Raw genomic sequence first — 21,023 nt, 5'->3', positions numbered from 1 at the left:
CTCAAGGCTCACTATATGTGGGGGGAATATGCGCCGTCGATTCAGCCGAGACCGGAGTGCCCATGCTGCGCCTCTTCCTGCTGCGCCACGCCAAATCGGCATGGCCCGACAACGTGCCCGACCGTGATCGGCCGCTTGGCCCCCGCGGCCGGCGTGGCGCGCCGGCCATGGGTGACTATATGGCGAAGGAAGGTCTGGTACCCGCCCGCGTTCTCGTCTCGCCGGCGCGGCGCACCATAGAGACCTGGGACCTCGTCTCCGCGCGCGTGGCCTCCGCTCCGCACGCGCTGTACGAGGAGGCGATCTATGACGCCTCGGCCGAGGCGCTCCTCGCCCTCATCGGGAACCAGGGCACCGCCTCCCCGCTGATGCTGGTCGGGCACAATCCCGGCATGGAGCAGCTGGCCGCGCGCCTGTTGCCCCGCGAGCAGCGTGCGCCGCTGCTGGCGAAATACCCGACCGGGGCGCTCGCGGTCATCGACCTGCCGATCGAGGACTGGTCGCAGCCAAAGGCGGGCAAGGGCACGCTGGAACGCTTCATCACCCCGCGAGCGATCGGCGTGGTGAAGGAAGGAGAGGACTGAAAGTGCCGAGCTGGTACGAGGACCTGATCGACGAGGCGCGCCTCACCGCGCTGACGCTGCTCGATCGGGCGGAAGATCTGGCAAGCCCGACCCTGCGGCTTGGCATTACGGGCCTGTCGCGTTCGGGCAAGACCGTGTTCACCACCGCGCTGATCCACGCCCTGACGCGCGGCGGCCGGCTTCCCGTCTTCCGCGCCATGCACGAGGGCCGCATCGCCCGCGCCACGCTGGAACCTCAGCCCGACGACAACGTGCCGCGGTTCGATTACGAGGGGCACCTCGCCGCGCTGGTCGATGAACGCCGCTGGCCGGAATCGACACGGCGCATCAGCGAGCTGCGCCTCGCCATCGATTACGCGCCGGCCCGTGGCGGGCGGCGCACGCTCACCCTCGACATTGTGGACTACCCCGGCGAGTGGCTGCTCGACCTTCCGCTGCTGGACAGTTCCTATGGTGACTTCGCCGCCGAGAGCCTGCGCCTTGCTAGCGCCCCCGCCCGCCGGGAACTCGCCGCCCCCTTCCTTGCCGCGCTGGCCGAGGTCGATCCGGCCGCGTCCGCCGATGAGGGCACGGCCCGCCGGCTGGCGGAGCTGTTCACCAGCTATCTCGCCGCCTGCCGCGCGGAAGCGGTGTCGATGAGCCTGCTCCCGCCCGGTCGCTTCCTGATGCCGGGCGACCTCGAAGGCTCTCCCGCGCTCACCTTCGCCCCCATCGACCTAACGCGCCTCACCGACCAGGGTGCGTACACACACGCGCCGCCCGGTTCGCTGGCGGCGATGATGCAGCGCCGCTACGAGTCCTATAAGGACCGCGTCGTGCGCCCCTTCTTCCGCGACCATTTCGCGAGGCTCGACCGGCAGATCGTGCTGATCGACGTTCTGGCCGCGCTGAATGCCGGCCCGGCGGCGCTCGCCGACCTCGAAGCCGCGCTCGACGGAATCCTCGCCGCGTTCCGCGTCGGGCGCAATTCCTGGCTCGGCGCGCTGTTCCGGCACCGCATCGGCAAGGTGCTGTTCGCCGCCACCAAGGCCGACCATCTTCATCACACCAGCCATGACCCGCTGGAAGCCATCCTGCGCCGCCTCGTCGAGCGCGCTCTTTCGCGGGCGGAAGGCGCGGGTGCGGATATCGACGTGGTGGCGCTGGCCGCCGTGCGCGCCACGCGCGAGGCCATGGTCAAGCGCGGCCGTGCCCATCTGCCCGCCATTGTCGGCGTTCCGGAAGCCGGGCAGCACGACGCCAACGCATTCGACGGCCTCGCGGAAGCCGCCGTCTTCCCCGGCGACCTGCCGGAAAACCCCTCGGCGCTGTTCGACCAGTCGCTTGGATTCAAAGGGCTTTCGGACGCCGAGGGCGGCGACTTCCGCTTCCTGCGTTTCCGCCCGCCCCTTGTCGAGCGCAACGGCACGGGGCAGGCCCTGCCGCTGCCCCACATCCGGCTCGACCGCGCGCTGGAATTCCTCATCGGCGACCGGCTGAGGTGACGCCATGACCGACAAAACCCATCGCCGCCCCCAGGCCTTCCGCCTCGACGACCCCGGCGTGGTGCTGGCCGAGGAAGGCCAGCCCACCCCGCGCGGGGCCGTCGTGGTCACGCCCACGGCGTCGCTTCCCGAGATGGCGGAAGAGGTCGCGCTTCCCCCCGCTCCCGCGAAAACCTCGCGCTGGGGCGTGCTGTTCTGGTCCGGGCTCGGGGGGCTCGTCAGCCTCGGTCTCGGCCTCGCCGTCGCCCGACTGGTCGAGGACCTGTTCGCCCGTGCCGACTGGCTCGGCTATGTCGGGCTCGGCTTCGCCAGCGTCTTCGTCGTCGCCTGCCTCGGTCTGCTGGCGCGCGAGATGTTCGGGCTCATGCGCCTTCGCACGCTCAACAATCTGCGAGAAAGGGCCGCCAAGGCGCTGGAGAAGGACGACCGCCGGATCGCCGAAGGCGTGACGAAGGAGCTGATCACGCTCTCGCGCGCCTCTCCCGGCCTGCTGCGCGCCCGCACCGAGCTCTCAAGCCACCTCGACGCGATCATCGACGGCGCCGATCTGATCCGCCTGACCGAGCGCCATCTCATGTCCCCGCTCGATGCCGAGGCCACCCGCTTGGTCTCGAACGCCGCCAAGCGGGTGTCCGTGGTCACGGCGGTGTCGCCGCGGGCGGCGGTGGATCTCGTCTTCGTCGCGCTGACGGCGGTCGGGCTCATTCGCCGGCTGGCCCTGCTCTATGGCGGACGGCCCGGCACGCTCGGCATGGTGCGGTTGTTCCGGCAGGTCATCGCCCATCTCGCCGTGACCGGCGGCATGGCGGCGAGCGATTCCCTGATTCAGCAGGTGATCGGTCACGGCCTGGCGGCGAAGCTTTCCGCCCGCCTCGGCGAAGGTGTCGTGAACGGGCTGCTCACCGCCCGTCTGGGCCTCGCCGCGATCGAGGTCACCCGCCCCCTGCCGTTTGCCGCGCTGCCGGCTCCGGCACTGTCGGATGTCGCCTCCGGCCTGATCACGCGGGACCCGGCAGGCAAGGAGCCTGCAGCCAAAAAGGTGACCGAGAAGGACCCGTCCCCGAACTGAGTTGAGGCCGGAAAGGCGCGCTCAGCCCTGATGTTCGGGCGTGCGCACGATCAGGCCGTCAAGCTCATCCGTCACCTTGATCTGGCAGGACAGCCTGGAATTCGGCCGCACGTCGGACGCGAAGTCCAGCATGTCCTCTTCCATCGGTCCCGGCTCACCGACCTTTTCCACCCAGGCCTCGTCGACATAGACATGGCAGGTGGCGCAGGCGCAGGCGCCCCCGCATTCGGCGTCGATGCCCGGCACTCCGTTGCGGATCGCCGCTTCCATGACGGTCGAGCCGCTCTGTGCTTCCACGGGACGTTCAGTGCCGGCGGTGTCGATATAGGTGATCTTGGGCATGGACAGCTTCAACGATCTTGAAGGACTACAAGGTAGGCTGACCTAGATAACGCCCGTCGCGGGCTAACGCCAGCATGCCGCATACGAAAGATTCCTGCCGCCCTCTCATGGTCACGAGAGGAACAGAATCAACGGTTAGCGGACATGGTGAACAGGCCGTTAACGATAACCTCAATCGGCCTGTTAACCCCAGTTCCATTTTTACTCCCCTAGAGCGTAGGATGAAGGTGCGGTGAACTGACGTTTCCCCGCCTCTTCCGGCACTTGTCGGAAAGAGGGGATTTTTCAGTTGATCGCGAAACCCCGGCCCGACGGCGCAAGCCGGTCGGAGTAGCGTACGGACCGGAGGCAGGCGCCCATGTCGACGAGCACGAAGAAGGTTCAGCAGGATCCGGCCGAGGCCGCGCTATCCGCTATCGAGGAAGCTCTTAACCTCGACCTGACCCTAGAAGACGAGTCCACGACGCCGCCCGCTTCGGACGACGAATACGATCTGCCGCCTGCGCGAGAGCCTGGCGGGCCACGGATCGAGGCACGGATGCGCTCTCCCTTCGAGGATGACGGCGACGAGACGCCGTTCCTCTCGGCGCGCGATCTCGACAGCGATTTCGAAACCGAGTTCACCGCCCCCGAGCCAAGCATCGGCGATGACGGGTTCGAGGCCGCGCCGGATGCCGAAACGCGTACGGACGAGCAAGAGCCCCATTTCGACTTCGGTCCCGAACATACGTTCGAGGCGCCCGAGATCACCGAAGAGGATCGTCAGGCCCACGACGTCCATCCCGGTCTCGACGTGGCCGCGGGCATGGCTGCCGGCGCCGCGGCGGCTTCCACCGCCCAACCGTCGGCGCCTGCGCCCCGTCCCGCCGCCCCGCAGGGCCGGCGTGCGGCCAATGACGACCGCCAGACCATCGGCCAGTTGCTCTCCGCGCTTCAGCGCCGCCCCGCCGCGACCCCGCTCTACATCGCGGCCGCGGCGTCGGTGCTGTGGATCGTGGTCGGCGGCCTGCTTGCCTATTCGCATGTCCAGCCGGGTCCGGACGGCTCCCTGTTGTCCTCTCCGACACTTCTGGCGACGGCGGCGGGCCTGCTGGTGCCGCCGATCTTCTTCTTCATGCTGGCCACCATGATCAGCCGCATGCAGGAAATGCGCATCGTCGCCCATTCGATGGCGCAGGTCGCGATCCGCCTTGCCGAACCCGACCCCGTGTCCACCGACGCGGTGGTGAATGTCGGCCAGGTCGTGCGCCGCGAGGTCGCCGCGATGGGCGACGGCGTCGAGCGCACCTTCGCCCGCGCCAGCGAGCTCGAAGCGCTGGTGCGCACCGAGATTTCCTCGCTTGAGCACGCGTTCGAAGAGAACGAGGCGCGCATGCGCAACCTCATCGACCGGCTCCAGTCCGAGCGTGAGGTCATCCTCTCCCATTCCGAGCACATCCGCGAGGCCATCGCCTCCGCGCACTTCTCCTTCAGCCACGAGGTCGACGGCGTCAGCGAACGCATAAGCATGACCGTGATGGAAGCGGCGGATCGTGTCACCGGCACGCTCTCCGAGAAGGGCGAGCACATCACTCTCGCCCTCGGCCGCGTGGGCGACACCATCATCGACGCGCTGACCGACAAGGGCGGCGACCTGATCGATCGCCTGCAGTCGACCGGCTCCGACGTCAACACCAACCTGTCGGACGCCAGCGAGCACCTCATCACGACGCTGACCGGCCAGACCGAAGAGATTTCGCTGCGCCTGTCGGGCGTTACCGCGAATCTCACCGATCAGCTCGCCACCCGCACCGACGAGATCAGCGCCCAGCTGCTGCGTACCGCTTCCGAGCTGTCCGGCGTGGTGACGAGCCGCACCGACGAAATGGGCGAGAAGCTCACCGCAACCACCCACAACCTGACCGAGACGCTGTCGGCGCGCTCCAGCGAGATCACCGACGCGCTGGTCGAAACCGGCACCCGCCTCGCCGACGAGATCGCCATCCGCGCCAACGAGGTCAACCAGACCCTGAAGACCAGCGGCGACGCGCTGGTGCTCGACCTCTCGGTGCGCGGCGGCGACGTGGTGCGCAAGCTGGAAGAGACCGGCAACCGCGTGGCCGACACCATCACCGTGCGCGGCGACGATCTGGCCGACCGCATCGCCGAGACCGGCAATCGCATCTACGACACCATCGCCGTGCGCGGTGGCGAGCTGGAGCACCTGCTCGGCGAGACCGGGCAGCGCGTGGTCCATCAGATTTCCGAGGCCGGCGCGGGCGTCCACGATTCGCTCGCCGAATCCGCCGATCGCTTCGCGCAGGAAGTCGCCTATCGCAGCCAGTCGATGAACGACCAGTTCACCCAGGTTGGCGCGGAACTGGTTCAGTCCATCTCGGCGCGGGGCAACAAGGTCAACGACCAGTTCCGTGAGACGGCCGAAGAGCTTACCGCGACGCTCACCAGCAAGAGCGAATCCGCCCGCGAAATGCTCAACTCCCGCCTCAAGGCGCTGGAAGAAACCATTTCCGTGCGCGGCAACGAGTTGGCGGATCGCATTTCCAGCGACACCACCCTCCTCGGCCGCCAGATCACGGACGGGCTGCGCGACTTCGACACCGTCATGCAGACCCACGGCTCGGACATGGTCCGCCTCGTTACCGAGCGCGTCGACGCCGTCACCCGCGCCATGGACGACAATCTGACCGGTTTCGACGATCAGGTCTCCGCCAAGGCGGAGCAGATCGCCTCGTCGCTGGACCTGCGCATCGCCAATGTCGAAGGCGTGCTCGACCGCGGCCTCGAGGGCATCAACGAAACGCTTGCCGGACGCACCCAGGAATTCGCCCAGACCATGACCGAAGGTGCGCGCCTCGCCACCGATGCCATGGACAAGTCCCTGAACGTGCTGGACGGCTTCTTCACGCAGCATGCACAGGACGTCACCACCAATATCAGCGACCGCATGGACCAGGCGGCCCGCGCGCTGACCGATGGCGCCCATCGTGCGAACGACGCCATGAACCGTTCGCTGGATGTGCTGAGCAACTTCTTCGACGATCGCGCCAGCACCATCTCCGAGCAGCTCACCGACCGCATCGAGCAGGCGGACCGCACGCTCGCGGCCCGCGCTCAGGACATCGCGGAAACCCTCGATACCCGCGTCGGTCGGTTCGAAGAGACCGTCATCGGCCGCATGGACAGTGTCGCGACCTCGGTCGAGGTGCGCGGCGCGGCGATGGCCGACCTGCTCGGCCAGCGGATCGGCGCCGTCGCGGGGCAGCTTCGCGGCGAGGCCTCGGAGATCGAGACCAGCCTCAGCTCGCTCGTCGACAATGTCAGCCGCACGCTGGTCGACCGCGCCGGCGAAGTCGCCGAGATGTTCGACACCCGTACCGAAGCCATCGCCCGCATCGTCGACGAGCGCGGCAACGGCCTGCTCACGGCCCTCGAAGACCGCAGCCTCGGCATCACCAGCGAAATCTCGCGCGCCAGCGGCGACCTGCTCGCGGCGATCGACGACCACCGCGACGACCTCGTCCGGGCGCTGGAGAACACCCGCGCCAGCGCCGTCGATGACATCGGCCGCGCCAGCGAGGAACTGCTGCACACCCTCGAGTCGCGCTCCGGCGCCATCGTCTCGGCCTTCGAGAATGCCACCTCCGGGCGTTCCGAGCAGATCGTGCAGATGAGCGAGGAACTGCTCAACACGATGGACACCCGCGCCGGTGCCATCGCGGCGGCCTTCGAACAGGCCACCGCCGGCCGCACCGACCAGATCGTGCGCATGAGCGAGGAGCTTCTCGGCACGCTGGATTCACGCGCCGAAGCCATCGCCGCCGCCTTCGAGCAGGCAACCTCCGGCCGCACCGATCAGGTCATGCGCATGAGCGAAGACCTGCTCGACACGATGGACACCCGCGCCGGGGCCATCGCGGCCGCCTTCGAACAGGCCACCGCCGGGCGTACCGACCAGCTGATCCAGCTGAGCGAGGAGGTCCTCAACACGATGGACACCCGCGCCGGTGCCATCGCAGCCGCTTTCGAACAGGCGACGGGCGGCCGTGCCGACCAGATCCTGCAGATGAGCGACGAGATCCTCAGCACGCTTGAGACGCGGGCCAGCGCCATCACCGCCGCCTTCGAGCAGGCGACGGACGGGCGCGCCGACCAGATCATGCGGGCCAGCGAGGAGCTCCTGAACACGCTTGAGAGCCGCGCCGACACCATTGTCGCCGCCTTCGAGCAGGCGACGGGCGGCCGTGCCCACCAGTTCGTTCAGATGAGCGAGGAGATGATCGGCACGGTCGAGAACCGCACCGCCGGGATTCTCGACGCCTTCCAGCGTTCGGGCAGCACTGCGGCGACCGAACTCGCCCGGGTCGGCGACGATCTCCTCTCCATCCTGCACAATCAGGGCGGCGAGGTGGTCTCCGGCCTCCAGCAGTTGTCCTCCCAGGTGACCGGCGAAATCTCGCGGGCCAGCAGCGAACTGCTGACCGAGTTCGACAGCCGCGGCTCGCAGCTTGTCGATACCGCCCGCCGTTCCGGCGACGTCACCTCGGCGGAATTCACCCGCTTGACCGAGCAGTTCGTGCGGACCCTGGACGAACGCGGCAGCGCCATGCTCGACGCGGCGACCCAGACCACGGAATTCGCCACCCACGAGCTTTCGCGGCTGTCGGAGGAAATGGTCAACACGCTGGAAGGACGCGGCAGCGGCCTCATCCAGGCGATCACCGAGAGCGGCCGCAACGCCGTGACCGAGATCGCCAGCACCAACGAGGCCTTGCAGGGCGACGTCTCCGCCCTGCTGGAGCGGCTCGGCACCGTCAACATCCAGCTGCAGGACGTGCTCGCGAGTTCGGTCACGAACCTCGCCGCGATCGAGAGCGCCATCACCGAGCGCCTCACGACCTTCCACAGCACGGTCAACAATGTCGACGAGGCCAGCCGCCTCGCCTCCAGCCGCATGGACGAGCAGATCCGCGACCTGCGCTCGGTGTCCACCGACGTGTTGCAGGATGTCGCCTCGCTCAGCCAGAACTTCACCGAGCAGGCCAACATCATCACCGGTGTCGCCAACGCGCTCGGCTCGGCCCATGAGAACCTCGACGAGACCCTTGGCGGGCGCCATGAGGCCCTGCTGACGCTCGCGGAGCAGGTTGGAAGCCGCACCTCGGAACTCGACGAGCGCCTGGCGCACTACACCCGCACCATCGAAGAGACCTTCGGTCGGGCGGAGAGCCGTGCGGCGGAGATTGCAAAGTCGATCCTCGACAAGACCGGCGCCTCCGCCGAGGCCGTCATCAGCGAGCACGAGAAGATCCGCACCATCAGCGAGAGCGAGCAGGAGCGGACCCTCGCGGCCCTTCGGGCCACCTACGAACAGGCGGTCGGCGAGGTCAACGCGCTGCTGGGTCGTGCCAATGAGGGCTTCACCACCGCGGCCGGCGAGCTTCGCAGCTCGGCCACCGAGGTGCAGCGTGTGCTTGAGACCACCCGCGAGGAGCTCAAGCGCAACATCCTCGAACTGCCCGAGGAGACCGAAGCCAATGCCGCCGCGATGCGGCGCACGGTCGCCGAGCAGATCAAGGCCCTGGCCGAGCTGAACGAGATCGTTGCCCGTCACGGCCGCTCTCTCGATGCGGACACCGGCTCGCGCAATCGTCCTGTCGCCCAGGCGGGCGTGGCAGCCGTCCATGCAGCGCCCGTCAGCGCGGCACCGGTCGCTCCCGCCGCGCCGGCACCTGCCGCACCCGTGGTACCCCGGCCCGCGCCCGCCCGTCAGGAAGCCGCTCAGCCGGCCCCTGCCCCGCGCTTCGAAGCCGCGCGTCCGGCGCCCGCGCCGCGTCCCGCCGCCGCCCGCCCGGCGGCGCCGGCGCCCCAGCCGGTCCGCCGTCAGGCGCCCGCACCCGCCGCTCCGGCCCGTCCGGCGGCGACGCGCAGTGCCCCGGCAGGTGGCGAGACACAGAGCGGTTGGCTTTCCGACCTCCTCGCCCGCGCGTCCGATTCCGAGAGCCCGTCAATGGCTCCCGGCGTGCCGCGCAACGCGCGGGGCCGCGAGGCGAGCAACCCCCAGCCCGAGCGCCCGGTGCACCACACCATCGAGTCGCTGGATTCGCTCTCGGTCGACATCGCCCGCATGATTGATCATGAGGCCGCCGTCGACCTGTGGGAGCGCTACAAGCGCGGCGAACGCAACGTGTTCACGCGCCGGCTCTACACCATGCAGGGTCAGCAGACCTTCGAGGAAATTCGCCGCAAGTACCGCCGCGACCTCGAATTCCGCGACACCGTCGATCGTTACATCGGCGAGTTCGAGCGGCTGCTGGAGCAGGTTGCCCGCGACGATCGCGGCCAGCAGCTGACCAACACCTACCTCACCTCGGATACCGGTAAGGTCTACACCCTGCTGGCCCACGCCGCCGGCCGCTTCGAGTGATCTCGAAGCCCTCGCCAGACACGGCGGTCTCCAGACATGAAAAGGGCCCCGGAAGGGGCCCTTTTTCGTTCTCCGGATCGACAAGGGAAGCCAGGACAACCCCGCTCGCCCGCGCGCTCAAAACTCGGGTCAGCGCGCTTTGATCTGAACGTCGAGCCGACCCCGGGCCGGCGCCGTGATCAGCGGCTCGCGGCCCAGCGCACGATCGCAACGAAAACCTCGTCAGAGGCCTGATCCAGTGCCTGCGTCGCCTGAACCCCGTCGGTTCCGCCGGCCGCCACCCGCGCCCTGAACACCTGCGCGGCGGCGATGCGGCCGGAATTGTTGCCGACGATCTTGGCCGAGACCTCGACCACCGCCTCGGGCCCGCCGCCGAAGGTCTGGATACCGAAGGTGCGGATATCGGTCAGCAGCAGGTAGTCGGCGGTGATCGCACTGTCCGCGCGCGCCACGGCTCGCGCCCGGCTGCCATTCTCGAAACTCTCGATCAGCCGCGCCTGAAACAGCGCCGGCAGCCGGTCGCCCCACTGCGCCTTGTTGAGATAGGTGATCTGCCCGGACGCCGGCTCGACCACGATCCGCTCGGTATCAAGCACCTGCAGGGCGGTCGGCATGGCAATCACGAGCTGCCCACGGCCCGAATTCGGCACCGAGAAGTCGTTCGGCGCCGTCAGGTCGAAGGTCGGCACCGCCTTGTCGCCGCCCGACAGCGCCGAGGCGCAGCCGCCCAGCGCCAGGGCAAGACACAACGTGGCCACGGTGCCCTTCAGCCTCCCGCGGGACTGGTTCTCACTCACGGTCAATCGTCGTCCCCTGCCCCCGAACGTACCCAGCGTTCCCATGCCTATTGTCCATTGTAGCCGGGAACGGATGAGCCCCCAAAGATGAACTGACGCGGATTACGCTCCAGCCTGCGGAACACGCGTTCAATTTCAGCCAGTGTCCGCCGGCCATCCGCCGCCAACGCTTCATACTGGCGCAGGCCCGGACCTGTGAACTTGTTCAGATTGTCCGACAGCTCGGCCGTGCGCGTGTCGAGATTGGCGGCCAGCTTGCGCACTTCGGCGGCGGCGGCCGTAATCTCGGAGAACATGCCCTTGCCCTCGTCGCTCTTGGTCAGGGCATCGACATTGTTAAGTATCTCGTCGAACTTCGCCGCCATGCCGTCCAGCTTGGCGGTGAAGCTGCTGATGTCGTCGACCGTCTGCCCCACCTTGTCCGGGTCGAACGATGTCACCACCTTGTCCATGTTCGCCGCGAGCTGCTTGACCTGGTCGGCGGCGCCGCCAACACCCTTCAGGAAGGAATCGATGTTGTCGGCATTGTCGCCCAGCGCCTTGCTGAATTTGTCGACATTGTCGATCACCGACGTGATCTTGGCGTCATTGGCCCGCAGCAGATCGTCCACCCGCGTGGCGATGTCATCGACCCGGCCCATGACCTCGCGCGCGCTTTTCACAAGGTCCTGCACGGCGGACGTATTGGCATCGATACGCGGAAGCTCCCCCTCTTCCGGTGTCGGCAGCGGCTGGGCGTTGGTCGAACCACCGATCAGCCCCACGGAGGCAAGGCCGGTCAGGAGCTGGCTGTCGAGATTGGCGCGGGTGTCGTCGCGAATAGGCGTGTCGGGCTGAACGGCAATGGTCGCGATCACCCGGCGCGGGTCCTTAGCGTCAAGCCGCAGCTTGGTCACCTCGCCAACGGGAATGCCGTTGAAGGTCACCTGAGAGCCGGTCTGCAGGCCGCTCACCGCACCATTGAACACGACGTCATAATTGGTACGCGGCCCCCGGCTGCTCGCGTTGGAGAACCACCAGACGAAGCCGAAACCGGCCGCGATGACAGCGATCGTGAACAGGCCGATAACTATGTAGTGGGCGCGTGTTTCCATCTTCCGACCTCACCGCCCGCCGTTCTGACCGAAGCCGGCCGCGCGCGCCCGCTTCCCATGAAAATAGGCAGAAACCCAAGGATGATCCGAGGCCAGCATGGTTTCGATCGGACCAACGGCGACGACCTGTCCATCCGCGAGCGCGGCGATTCGGTCACACACCGTATGAAGGCTGTCGAGATCGTGCGTTACCATGAATACGGTCAGCCCCAAAGTCTGCTGCAATGTCGCAATCAGTTCGTCGAACTCGGCGGCGCCGATGGGATCGAGCCCCGATGTCGGCTCGTCGAGGAACAGAATTTCCGGATCGAGAGCCAGCGCTCGCGCCAGGGCCGCGCGCTTGATCATGCCGCCCGACAGTTCGGACGGCGCCTTCTCCGCGACATCCGGTGACAGGCCGACCATCTCGATCTTGGCGACGGTCAGTTCGTCCATGAGCCGCGGCGACATGTCGAGATATTCGCGCATCGGAAACTGGATGTTCTGCCGCACGGAAAGCGACGAGAACAGCGCCCCCTGCTGGAACAGCACGCCCCAGCGCTGCTCAAGCTGGCGGCGCTGCATATAGGACAGCGTGTCGAGGTTCTGGCCGAACACGTCGACCGTGCCGGAACGCTTCCTCGTCAGCCCGAGAATGGTGCGGGTCAGCACCGACTTGCCGCCGCCCGAGGCGCCGACGAAGCCGAGGATCTCGCCACGCATCACGTCGAGCGAGAGGCCCTTGAGAATGATCTTGTCGCCGAAACCCACGACGATATCGCGCACGCTGATGACGACGTCGTCCGCCGCCCTGGCGGGCGGGTTGCGGCCCGGGCGGGGAGTGGCGAGGTTCGCTGTGGTGGTTCCAGAATTCACCGGGCGCCTCACATGTCGACCGCGGCGAAGAACATGGCGAACAGCCCGTCCACCACGATGACGAGAAAGATCGCCTTCACCACCGAAGAGGTGGTGTGCGACCCGAGCGATTCGGCACTGCCGCCGACCCTCATGCCTTCCATGCACGCGATCAGGCCAATGATCGCCGCCATGAACGGCGCCTTGATCATGCCGACCTCGAAGGTGTTGAGCGCAATCGCCTCACGCAGCCGGTTGAGGAAGATGTCCGGCGAGATGCCGCCATATAACCAGGCCACGAGACCGCCGCCGAACAGCGCGCACATGTTGCCGATGAAGGTCAGCAGCGGCACGGCGATGATCAGCGATACCAGGCGCGGCAGCACCAGCACCTCATTCGGATCGAAGCCCATCACGCGCAACGCGTCGACCTCCTCGCGCATCTTCATCGAACCGAGCTCGGCCGTGAACGCGCTGCCGGAGCGGCCGGCCACCATGATCGACACTATCAGCACGCCCAGCTCGCGCAGGGTCAAGATGCCGACCATGTCCACGACATAGGTCGTCGCGCCGAATTTGCGGAAGTGGAAGATGCCCTGCTGGGCGATGATGCAGCCGATCAGAAAGGTGATCAGCGCGATGATCGGCACCGCCCGCAGCCCGGTCCGCTCGAGGTGGTACACCATCGACGTCCAGCGAAAGGTGTGCGGGCGAACCACCACGCGCAGCACGGAAGTGATCACGGAGCCGACGAAGGAGAGAAAGCGCAGCGCGTCGTCGTACATCAGGTCGACGGTATGGCCGATCGTCTCCAACCCGTCGCCGACGGCACTGCCCGGCTTCTTCCGGGGCGGCACCTGATGGCAGCCGCGCCCGATTTCCTCGATCAGCGGCTGGAACCGGCGCTCAAGCCCGATCAGCTGGCACTGGACGCCCGCCGCTTCCAGCTCGCGCACCAGCCGGTCGGCCATGACGGCACCGAGCGTGTCGAGAGCCCGCACCCCGGACAAGTCGACGCGCGCCTTCTCCACCTGTCCCGCCGCCAATTCGGCGAGACCGGCTTCAACGGCGCCTTCGAGCGCACGGCTCTGCGTCGCGATCCATCGGCCGTTGCCGACGAACACAAGCTCGCGTCCGTTGCGCGCAGTAGCCAGAAGCGGCGCTTCGGCTGCTCCCAAGATCCGGCCCTTTCCCTGGTCCGATGCCGGCTCCGCAAAGACCGTGGACTCAGCCCTTAAGCCCGTCCGGTGCTTGCGAAATCCCCTACCGACTTCTTAACGGCAGGTCTTCCGTCCTGTCGAGCGATAGCTCTGGATTGAGGTATTATAGTAGCTCATTCCGGCTGTCCGGCCGGGGACTGTGCTTTCCCTGTGACGGCGGAGCGCGAGGGGCGCGGTTATCCTGCCGGTTCACCGCCGAGGTGATTCGCGTAGACGCCCTGCCCGGACCCCGCCATGCCTGTCCTTGAGACCACAATCGAGCGCTTTCCGATCCGTGGACGCTTCACCATCGCGCGCGGCTCGAAGACCGAGGCGGTGGTGGTGCTTGCCGAGCTGCGCGACGGCGATTTCACGGGGCGCGGCGAATGCGTGCCCTATGCCCGCTATGGAGAAAGCACCGAAGGCGTGGTGGCCGCCATCGAGGCCGTCGGTGGCGCGCTCGCGGCCGGCCTCGACCGGCGCGCGCTTCAGCGCCTGATGCCGCCCGGCGCGGCGCGGAACGCGCTCGACTGCGCGCTGTGGGACCTTGAGGCCAAGCATGCCGGCCGACCGGTTCACGCCCTTGCCGGCCTCCCCGGCCCGGCTCCCGTGGTGACCGCCTACACCCTCAGCCTCGACGCCCCTGAAGCGATGGCGGAGGCCGCGCGCAGCTGCGGGCATTCGCTCCTCAAGCTCAAGCTGGGCAGCGCGGGCGACCCAGCGCGTCTGTCCGCCATCCGCGCCGCCGTGCCCACGGCAAGGCTCATCGTCGACGCCAATGAGGGCTGGACGCCCGGTGATCTCGCCGAAAACCTCGCGGCCTGCGCCGATGCCGGCGTCGAACTGGTCGAGCAGCCGCTTCCCGCCGGCGCGGACGCGCTTCTCGGCGAGATCGAGCGCCCGGTTCCCGTCTGCGCCGACGAGAGCGTGCATGGGCGCGACACGCTCCCCCAGCTCATCGGCCGCTACGACGCCATCAATGTGAAGCTGGACAAGACCGGCGGGCTGACCGAGGCACTGGCGCTCGCCCGCGAGGCCCGCGCGGCCGGGCTCGACATCATGGTCGGCTGCATGGTCGCCACCTCGCTGGCGATGGCACCGGCGCTGCTGCTCGCCCCACTTGCCCGGTTTGTCGATCTCGACGGGCCGCTGCTGCTCGCCCGCGACCGCACGCCCGCCCTGCGCTACGAGGGCAGCCTGGTCTACCCTCCCGAGCCCGCGCTCTGGGGCTGACCCGCCAATCCCGACCACGCCAGCAGCGCGAGCCCCGCGCCGCAGCCGGCCAGCGCCGCCGAAAACACGAAGGCGAGCGGCCCGAACGCCTGCCAGAGCGGGCCGGAAAGCAGCGTCGCGCCGGTCATGGCGATCGCGATGCCCCAGGCGGCGACAGCCTGTATCGCGGCGCCCCGGCCGGGCGGGGCAAAGCGGGCCACCAGTTCGACGGTGCCAAGATACGTGCAGCCGAAAGTGGCCGCGTGGAGCAGTTGCAGCACCGGGAGCACCGCGGCCGGCGGATCGAACGCCATCGCGCCGAAACGCACCAGCCCGGCCAACCCGCCCAACAGCAAAAGGCGCTCCGGTCCGATCCGCGCGGTCACGCGGGTGCCGAAGCGGAACAGGATCACCTCCGCCAGCACCCCCACCGACCACAGAAGGCCGATCGCCGTATCCGACAGACCCTCTTCCCGCCATCGGATCGACCCGAACGCGTAGAGCAGCGCGTGAGACGCCTGCACCAGCGCGGCGGCGGCTATGCCGACCTTCAGGACGGTGGGCATCGCCGGCGTGCCCGCCGATGCCGGCCGGGGCGGCAGCGTGCTCTCCTGCAGCATGTAGGCCGCCAGCGCCGACACCAGCCCGCCGCCGACGATCATCCAGATCAGCGTGTCGGCCGAGAGCGCCCGCAGCGCGAGGCCGGCGGCGATATTGCCGAGAATGAACGACAGCGACCCCCACAGCCGCACCCGGCCGTAATCGACCAGCCCCTCGGCGCGCCGGGCCATCGTGTAGGCGTCGAGCACCGGCAGGCTGGGCTGCCAGAAGCTGGCGGCGAGCCCGAGCGCGACAAGCATGATCACGGCATTCGGCGCCAGCGCGACACCGATGAAACAGAGCGCCGTCCCAAGCGCGTATAGGATCAGCGTCGCGCGCGGCCGCCCGGTGCGGTCCGCCAGCAACCCACCCAGAGGCATGGTGAAAAGCCGCACCGCCATCGGCACCGCGAGGGCGAACCCGATCATGTTGGCATCGAAATCCCGCCCGGCCAGCCAGACCGGAAAGAAGGGCAGATAGACACCAATGCCGAAGAACAGCCCAGCATAGACGACGGCGATGGAATAGCGCGGCGCGACAACGGGCACGATGGACGACTCAAAGGGCGCGGGAGCCCTTCGTTAGCAGTCCGGCAGCGCGCTGGCGAGCGGCCTCGCGAGCGGCCCGGCAGGCCGCGTGCGAACCGCCCTGCCGGGTCAGCTCCACCAGGCGTGGAAGTGATGAACCGGCCCGTGGCCGTGGCCGATATGCAGCTCATCGGAACGCGCCAGCGCCCGCGAAAGGTAATGCTTGGCAGCCTGCACCGCCGCGCGCAGCCCCTCGCCCTTGGCAAGCCCGGCCGCGATCGCCGACGACAGCGTGCAGCCGGTACCATGGGTATTCTCGGTGACGATCCGGGGGCCACGGAACTCCATGAAGCCCTCGTCGTCGAGCAACACGTCGACGCTTTCCGGCCCTTCGCTGTGCCCGCCCTTGATCAGCACCGCCTTGGCGCCAAGCGCGCGCAGCCGTTCCGCCTGGGCATGCACTTCCTCGAGATTCGTCGCCATCGCCTCGTCGAGCAATGCCGCCGCTTCGGGAAGGTTCGGGGTGATGATGGAGGCGCGCGGCAGCAGCTCGGCGCGCAGCGTCGCGATCGCCTCAGCCACCAGCAGCCGGTCGCCGGATGCCGCCACCATCACCGGGTCCAGCACCACATTGGTCACCTGGTGACGATCGAGCCCCGCCGCCACGGCAAGGATGGCCTGCGGACGCGACAGCATGCCGATCTTGGTCGCGCCGACATCGAGATCGGAATAGACCGCTTCCATCTGCTGGGTGATGAAGTCGGCCGGCACGTCATGAATACCGGTCACGCCCAGCGTGTTCTGCGCGGTCAGCGCCGTGATCACGCTGGCCCCGTAGACCCCGAGTGCCGAAAACGTCTTGATATCCGCCTGAATGCCGGCCCCGCCGCCGGAATCCGAACCGGCTATGGTCACCGCGATTGCGCTCTGCGCCTGTGCTTCACTCATCGGCACGCCCCCCAACACAAGCGAGGAAGAGAAGCAGCCCACTGCCGCGGCACGCCGCCTGGTGAGCGCGACCCGTTTCCTCCGCCGGCATGACCCGGATCAGGTTCGTGGGTTGGCAGGATTGCCTCTCAGCCTCTACGGCACCCCAACGCGATCGTTATCGGAGGCATAGGCGAAGCCTCGGCGGCTTGCAAGATAGGCGCACCCGCGCCCGCGCCATGGCCTTCCCGCGATGCCGGCACGGGGCTTGCGCGCGCCGCGCGCTTCTGTTCCTGTTGCGCTCCCTTAAACGTGCCTGGAAGCCGCGATGGTCCCGTTCTTCGTCCAGATCAAATGCCAGCTTGGCCGCTCCTATGAAGTGGCCAACGCCATCGCCGATGCGGAGATCGCTTCCGAGATCTACTCGACCGCCGGCGAGTTCGATCTCCTGGTGAAGTTCTATGTCGCCGAAGGCACCGATATCGGCCACTTCGTGAACGAGAAGGTGCAGCGCATCTCCGGAATTCAGGACACGCGCACCATCATCACCTTCAAGGCCTTCGCCAGCTAGCGCGGCCGGCTAGACCGCGGGTCCGGCCGGCGGCGCCGCCTCGATCGCTTTCGCGCGCTCGATGCCGAGCCTCTGCTCGCGCCAGATGACGAACAGCCCGGCGCCGATGACGATCACGGCGCCCGCCAGCACCGTCAAGGGCGGGATTTCGCTGAACAGGATGAAGCCCAGCAGCAGCGACCACAGCATCGCCGAATAGGTGAAGGGCGCGACCACCGAGGCTGGCGCGTGGCGGTAGCTCTCGGTCAGCAGGATCTGCCCGATTCCGCCGAGAATACCGATCGAGAGCAGCATCAGCGCATCTCCCGCGTCCGGCAGCACCCAGCCCCAGGCCGCCGTCGCGAGCCCCGCCACGGCGGCGAGGGCCTGGAAATAGAACACGATGGCGGCCGTGGTTTCCGTCGAGGTGAGACGCCGCACCTGGATCATCGCCACGGCGGTGCAGGCCGCGCCGAACAGCGCGATCAGAGCCCCCATGCCGCCCTGGCCGGAGCCATAGCCCCCGTCGATATGCGGCGACAGCATGATCACGACGCCAACCAGGCCGACGCACACCGCGCTCCAGCGATAGACGTGGACCTTCTCCCGCAACATCACCGCCGCCAGCGCCACGGTCAGCAGCGGCGCGGTGAAGCCGATCGCCGTTACGTCGGCCAGCGGGATGAGCGCCAGCGCGGCGAAGCTCGACGACATCGCCAGAACGCCGACCGAGCCTCGCACGATGTGTCCGACCGGATTGGCCGTGCGCACCGCGGAACTGATCTCGCGCCGGAAGGCGAGCAGCGCCAGCAGCGGAAACAGCGCAAAGAACGAGCGCGCGAACACGATTTCGCCTGTCGGGATTCGTCCCGAGACGATACGGACCAGCGCAGACATGATGGTGAAGATGAAGGTCGCGCAAACCTGCAGCGCGATCCCCCTGAGCGCATTCATGATGGCGCCAAGGAGCACGAGTCCCCCTCGCCCCGCAAGCGGGTCGAGGGCACAATCAGGGAAAAGGATTTCCTCCCGCCATGGCAATACCGCCGAAGACGACGGCAATGGCCAGCGCGAGGCAAAGAAGCGCCGCCACGACCGAGCCCGGCGTCGCCGGCGCCGGGTCGGCATAGCGCTCCGCCGGCTTGCGGCCGACGATCATGGCGCGGATCAGATTGTCGCGGCCAAGCACCGAATAGGCGAGGTTTGCCGCCACATGCAGCCCGATCAGCGCCAGCAGGATCGGGTAGATCTGCTGGTGCAGGGCCGAGGCGCGGGCGATGGTCTCGTCGCTGGCCACGGCTGTCATCGGTCCGTAGACGATGATGTCGTCGGTGGTGAACAGGCCGGTCAGCGCCTGCGCGCCGACAATGAGCAGCAGCGCGACCACCATCCACCCGCCGAGCGGATTGTGCCCGAGATAATGCCCCGGCCGCCCGCGCAGCAGGTCCATGCCGTAGCGCAGCGCCGCCAGCGGCCCGCGCACGAAGCGGGAGAACCGCGCCGTGCTGCCGCCGACAATCCCCCACAGCAGCCGGAACACCAGCACTACCAGGATCGCCAGCCCGTTCCACTGGTGCCAGACCATGCCGACATCGCCGAAATACTTGCTGGCGAAGGCGAGCCCGACCAGCGCGGCCAGAAGCCATTTGGCCAGACGCGTCGGCAGGTCCCACGCCAGCACGGAGGCCGGCGTGGAGGCGCTTTCCCCGAGGACGACGCTCACGTCAGCTCTTCTTGCGGAAGGAATCGTGGCAGGTGCCGCAGGTGCGGATCACGGTGGGGAAATTCGCCTTGAAGCTTGCCTCGTCCGTTATCGTGGCACGCGCCGCGTCGGCATCGGTGGCCAGCTTGTCGAGCAATCCGTCGAATTCCGCCTTCTTTTCCCAGATCGCCGGCAGCGCGTCCGTCCCCTCGCCGGAGCCTTCCGGGAACAGCGGCTTCAGCTCCTTGGCGTTCTTGACGTAAAGCGCCAGCGTGGCCTGAACCGTGGCGAGATCGAACGGGGCGGCGCCGCGCAGCATGCCGCCGGCCGCCTTGGTGGCCTTGCCATATTCCTTCATCAGCGCCTCGCGCTGCTTGACGACGTCGGATTGTGCGACGACGGCGGTCGTTGCAAGGGCGACGAGGGAAAGTGTGGTCACGGCGAAGGCCAGACGGCGACTCATAGGCAGCTCCTGATTCGGCGGTTTGCTGCAGCGCAAACCTCCCGACCCACCTTAGTAAGGCTCCAAACGATGGCAATCGGGTCGTGCCGTTCGTCGCGCGCTCGTGATGAACGCCTGTTACCTATGGGAACGACCGCCCTATACTAACGGGTGCGGATGGGGATTCCCCTGATTTCCATCGGCAATGTTTGACCTAACGTCATAAGCTGCGAAGCGAAACGCCCACTGCAAACGCCAACTACGAAAGAAGCCTGCCATGTCGTTGCGCACCATCCTCCTTCATGCCGCTCCCGATAGCGGCTTTACCGATCGCCTCACCTTCGCCGTCGCGCTCGCGCGCCAGTCCGGCGCGGCCATACGGGCGGTCTACACCTTCCACCCGGCCGGCGTGCCGCATGTGGGCCGGGCCCTGTCGATCTACATCAACGAGCTGGTGCACGAAGCCAAGGCGAAGGAAGGCGAGGTGAAGGCCCGGTTCGAAAGCGCCACGGCCGCCGCCGGCGTCACCGGAAGCTGGGAGACGGTGGAAGGCGACGTCACCCGGGAGCTGCGCAACGCCGTGACGTTCTCCGACCTCACCGTCGTCAGCGAGACCTCGGAAGGCACCGTCGACGACCAGCTGGCCGCCACCCTCCCCGAGAGTCTCGCCCTCGCCTGCAATGGCCCCCTCGTCGTGGTGCCGACAGGCGTCAAGGTGCCCGAGCGTATCGGCCGCGTCCTGATTGCGTGGAAGCCCTCGCGCGAGGCCGGTCACGCGGTGCGCTTCGCCCTGCCGCTGCTGGCGCTGGCGGACAAGGTGGAGGTTCTCACCATTGATGAAGGCACCCCGGGCGCCTCGGCCTCCGGTGAAAAGCTCGTCACCTTCCTCGGCACCCATGGGGTCAAGGCCGCGCACGTCCACCTCGAGGCGCCCTCCGCCGCGAAGGCCATCGCCGCCGAGGCCGGGACGTTCGGCGCCGACCTCATCGTGCTGGGCGCGTACAGCCACTCGCGCCTTGCCGAGATGGTGCTGGGCGGTGTCACCGCCTCCATGCTGGCCAAGCCTCCCGCGCCGCTGTTCTGCGCGCACTGATCGCATGAGGAAGGGCGTCGGCACGCCGCCGGCGCCCTTCGCACCGAAGACAGCGGCTCTCCCCGGTCGGTTTCGGGTTGCCCCGCGCCCGCGCGCCCGCTAGCAGCTTGCCGGGCCACGCGGCAGGCGTTGGCCGGGAGAGA

17 protein-coding genes and 1 riboswitch are annotated in these 21,023 nt (G+C 67.8%); of the genes, 7 read left to right on the top strand and 10 right to left on the bottom strand.

Translation table 11 applies throughout. The annotated features are described in order from the left end of the window. Positions 1-62 precede the first annotated feature (62 nt). The 3 genes from G3A50_RS18170 to G3A50_RS18160 are packed head-to-tail and all read left to right on the top strand — an operon-like array spanning position 63 to position 3,137. Positions 63-584, top strand: coding sequence for a SixA phosphatase family protein (locus G3A50_RS18170; protein WP_163076559.1), 522 nt, complete (start codon positions 63-65; stop codon positions 582-584). Positions 585-586: 2 nt separating this feature from the next. Then, a complete protein-coding gene (locus G3A50_RS18165; RefSeq protein ID WP_163076558.1) occupies positions 587-2,068 on the top strand; it encodes a YcjX family GTP-binding protein in 1,482 nt (493 codons plus the stop codon). 4 nt (positions 2,069-2,072) lie between these two features. Beyond that, positions 2,073-3,137, top strand: a complete 1,065-nt coding sequence (locus tag G3A50_RS18160) for a YcjF family protein (RefSeq protein ID WP_163076557.1) — start codon at positions 2,073-2,075, stop codon at positions 3,135-3,137. A 21-nt stretch (positions 3,138-3,158) separates the two neighbouring features. On the opposite strand, the gene G3A50_RS18155 is transcribed toward G3A50_RS18160, so the two are convergent. Next, positions 3,159-3,479: a 2Fe-2S iron-sulfur cluster-binding protein gene (locus G3A50_RS18155; protein WP_163076556.1), complete on the bottom strand. Its 321-nt coding sequence runs from the start codon at positions 3,477-3,479 to the stop codon at positions 3,159-3,161. Positions 3,480-3,837: 358 nt separating this feature from the next. On the opposite strand from G3A50_RS18155, the gene G3A50_RS18150 reads away from it, so the two are divergent. Beyond that, entirely contained in the window at positions 3,838-9,903 is a 6,066-nt protein-coding gene (locus G3A50_RS18150; protein WP_163076555.1) for an apolipoprotein A-IV repeat region-like domain-containing protein, read from the top strand. A gap of 179 nt (positions 9,904-10,082) precedes the next feature. Here G3A50_RS18150 and G3A50_RS18145 read toward each other — a convergent pair whose 3' ends face one another. The 4 genes from G3A50_RS18145 to G3A50_RS18130 form a co-directional block, all read right to left on the bottom strand. Further along, positions 10,083-10,661 carry an ABC-type transport auxiliary lipoprotein family protein gene (locus tag G3A50_RS18145; protein WP_246251851.1) on the bottom strand — a complete coding sequence of 193 codons (579 nt, stop codon included), beginning with the start codon at positions 10,659-10,661 and terminating at the stop codon, positions 10,083-10,085. Positions 10,662-10,747: 86 nt separating this feature from the next. Next, positions 10,748-11,794: an MlaD family protein gene (locus tag G3A50_RS18140; RefSeq protein WP_163076553.1), complete on the bottom strand. Its 1,047-nt coding sequence runs from the start codon at positions 11,792-11,794 to the stop codon at positions 10,748-10,750. A 9-nt stretch (positions 11,795-11,803) separates the two neighbouring features. Further along, positions 11,804-12,565, bottom strand: a complete 762-nt coding sequence (locus tag G3A50_RS18135) for an ABC transporter ATP-binding protein (protein WP_246252506.1) — start codon at positions 12,563-12,565, stop codon at positions 11,804-11,806. A gap of 92 nt (positions 12,566-12,657) precedes the next feature. Next, a complete protein-coding gene (locus G3A50_RS18130; RefSeq protein ID WP_163076551.1) occupies positions 12,658-13,806 on the bottom strand; it encodes an MlaE family ABC transporter permease in 1,149 nt (382 codons plus the stop codon). A 276-nt stretch (positions 13,807-14,082) separates the two neighbouring features. On the opposite strand from G3A50_RS18130, the gene dgcA reads away from it, so the two are divergent. Next, positions 14,083-15,060, top strand: a complete 978-nt coding sequence (gene dgcA / locus G3A50_RS18125) for an N-acetyl-D-Glu racemase DgcA (protein WP_163076550.1) — start codon at positions 14,083-14,085, stop codon at positions 15,058-15,060. Here dgcA and G3A50_RS18120 read toward each other — a convergent pair. Further along, positions 15,030-16,187: an MFS transporter gene (locus G3A50_RS18120; protein ID WP_163076549.1), complete on the bottom strand. Its 1,158-nt coding sequence runs from the start codon at positions 16,185-16,187 to the stop codon at positions 15,030-15,032. The two genes, dgcA and G3A50_RS18120, sit on opposite strands and share 31 nt — an antisense overlap. 108 nt (positions 16,188-16,295) lie before the next feature. After that, a complete protein-coding gene (thiD, locus tag G3A50_RS18115) occupies positions 16,296-17,114 on the bottom strand; it encodes a bifunctional hydroxymethylpyrimidine kinase/phosphomethylpyrimidine kinase (RefSeq protein WP_163076548.1) in 819 nt (272 codons plus the stop codon). Between the two features lie 59 nt (positions 17,115-17,173). Beyond that, positions 17,174-17,272, bottom strand: a riboswitch (TPP riboswitch). Positions 17,273-17,421: 149 nt separating this feature from the next. Between thiD and G3A50_RS18110 the strand changes: the two genes are divergently transcribed. Further along, positions 17,422-17,664, top strand: coding sequence for an Lrp/AsnC ligand binding domain-containing protein (locus G3A50_RS18110; protein WP_163076547.1), 243 nt, complete (start codon positions 17,422-17,424; stop codon positions 17,662-17,664). Positions 17,665-17,673: 9 nt separating this feature from the next. Here the strand turns inward: G3A50_RS18110 and G3A50_RS18105 are convergent, their stop codons facing one another. From G3A50_RS18105 to G3A50_RS18095, 3 genes are read right to left on the bottom strand one after another with little or no spacing between them, the layout of a single operon-like run. Next, complete coding sequence (locus tag G3A50_RS18105; protein WP_163076546.1) at positions 17,674-18,597, bottom strand: DMT family transporter; 924 nt, start codon at positions 18,595-18,597, stop codon at positions 17,674-17,676. A gap of 55 nt (positions 18,598-18,652) precedes the next feature. Beyond that, positions 18,653-19,366, bottom strand: a complete 714-nt coding sequence (locus tag G3A50_RS18100; protein ID WP_163076545.1) for a cytochrome b/b6 domain-containing protein — start codon at positions 19,364-19,366, stop codon at positions 18,653-18,655. 1 nt (position 19,367) lies between these two features. Continuing rightward, positions 19,368-19,808 (bottom strand): c-type cytochrome, encoded by a 441-nt coding sequence (locus G3A50_RS18095; protein ID WP_163076544.1) that lies wholly within the window; start codon positions 19,806-19,808, stop codon positions 19,368-19,370. Positions 19,809-20,064: 256 nt separating this feature from the next. Here G3A50_RS18095 and G3A50_RS18090 point away from each other — a divergent pair, with 256 nt between their 5' ends. Then, on the top strand, positions 20,065-20,880 hold the full coding sequence (locus G3A50_RS18090) for a universal stress protein (RefSeq protein ID WP_163076543.1): 816 nt from the start codon (positions 20,065-20,067) through the stop codon (positions 20,878-20,880). Positions 20,881-21,023: the final 143 nt, after the last annotated feature.

The organism is Ancylobacter pratisalsi, from assembly GCF_010669125.1.
Lineage (GTDB): Bacteria > Pseudomonadota > Alphaproteobacteria > Rhizobiales > Xanthobacteraceae > Ancylobacter > Ancylobacter pratisalsi.
This window is presented reverse-complemented; position numbering and strand designations above follow the sequence as displayed.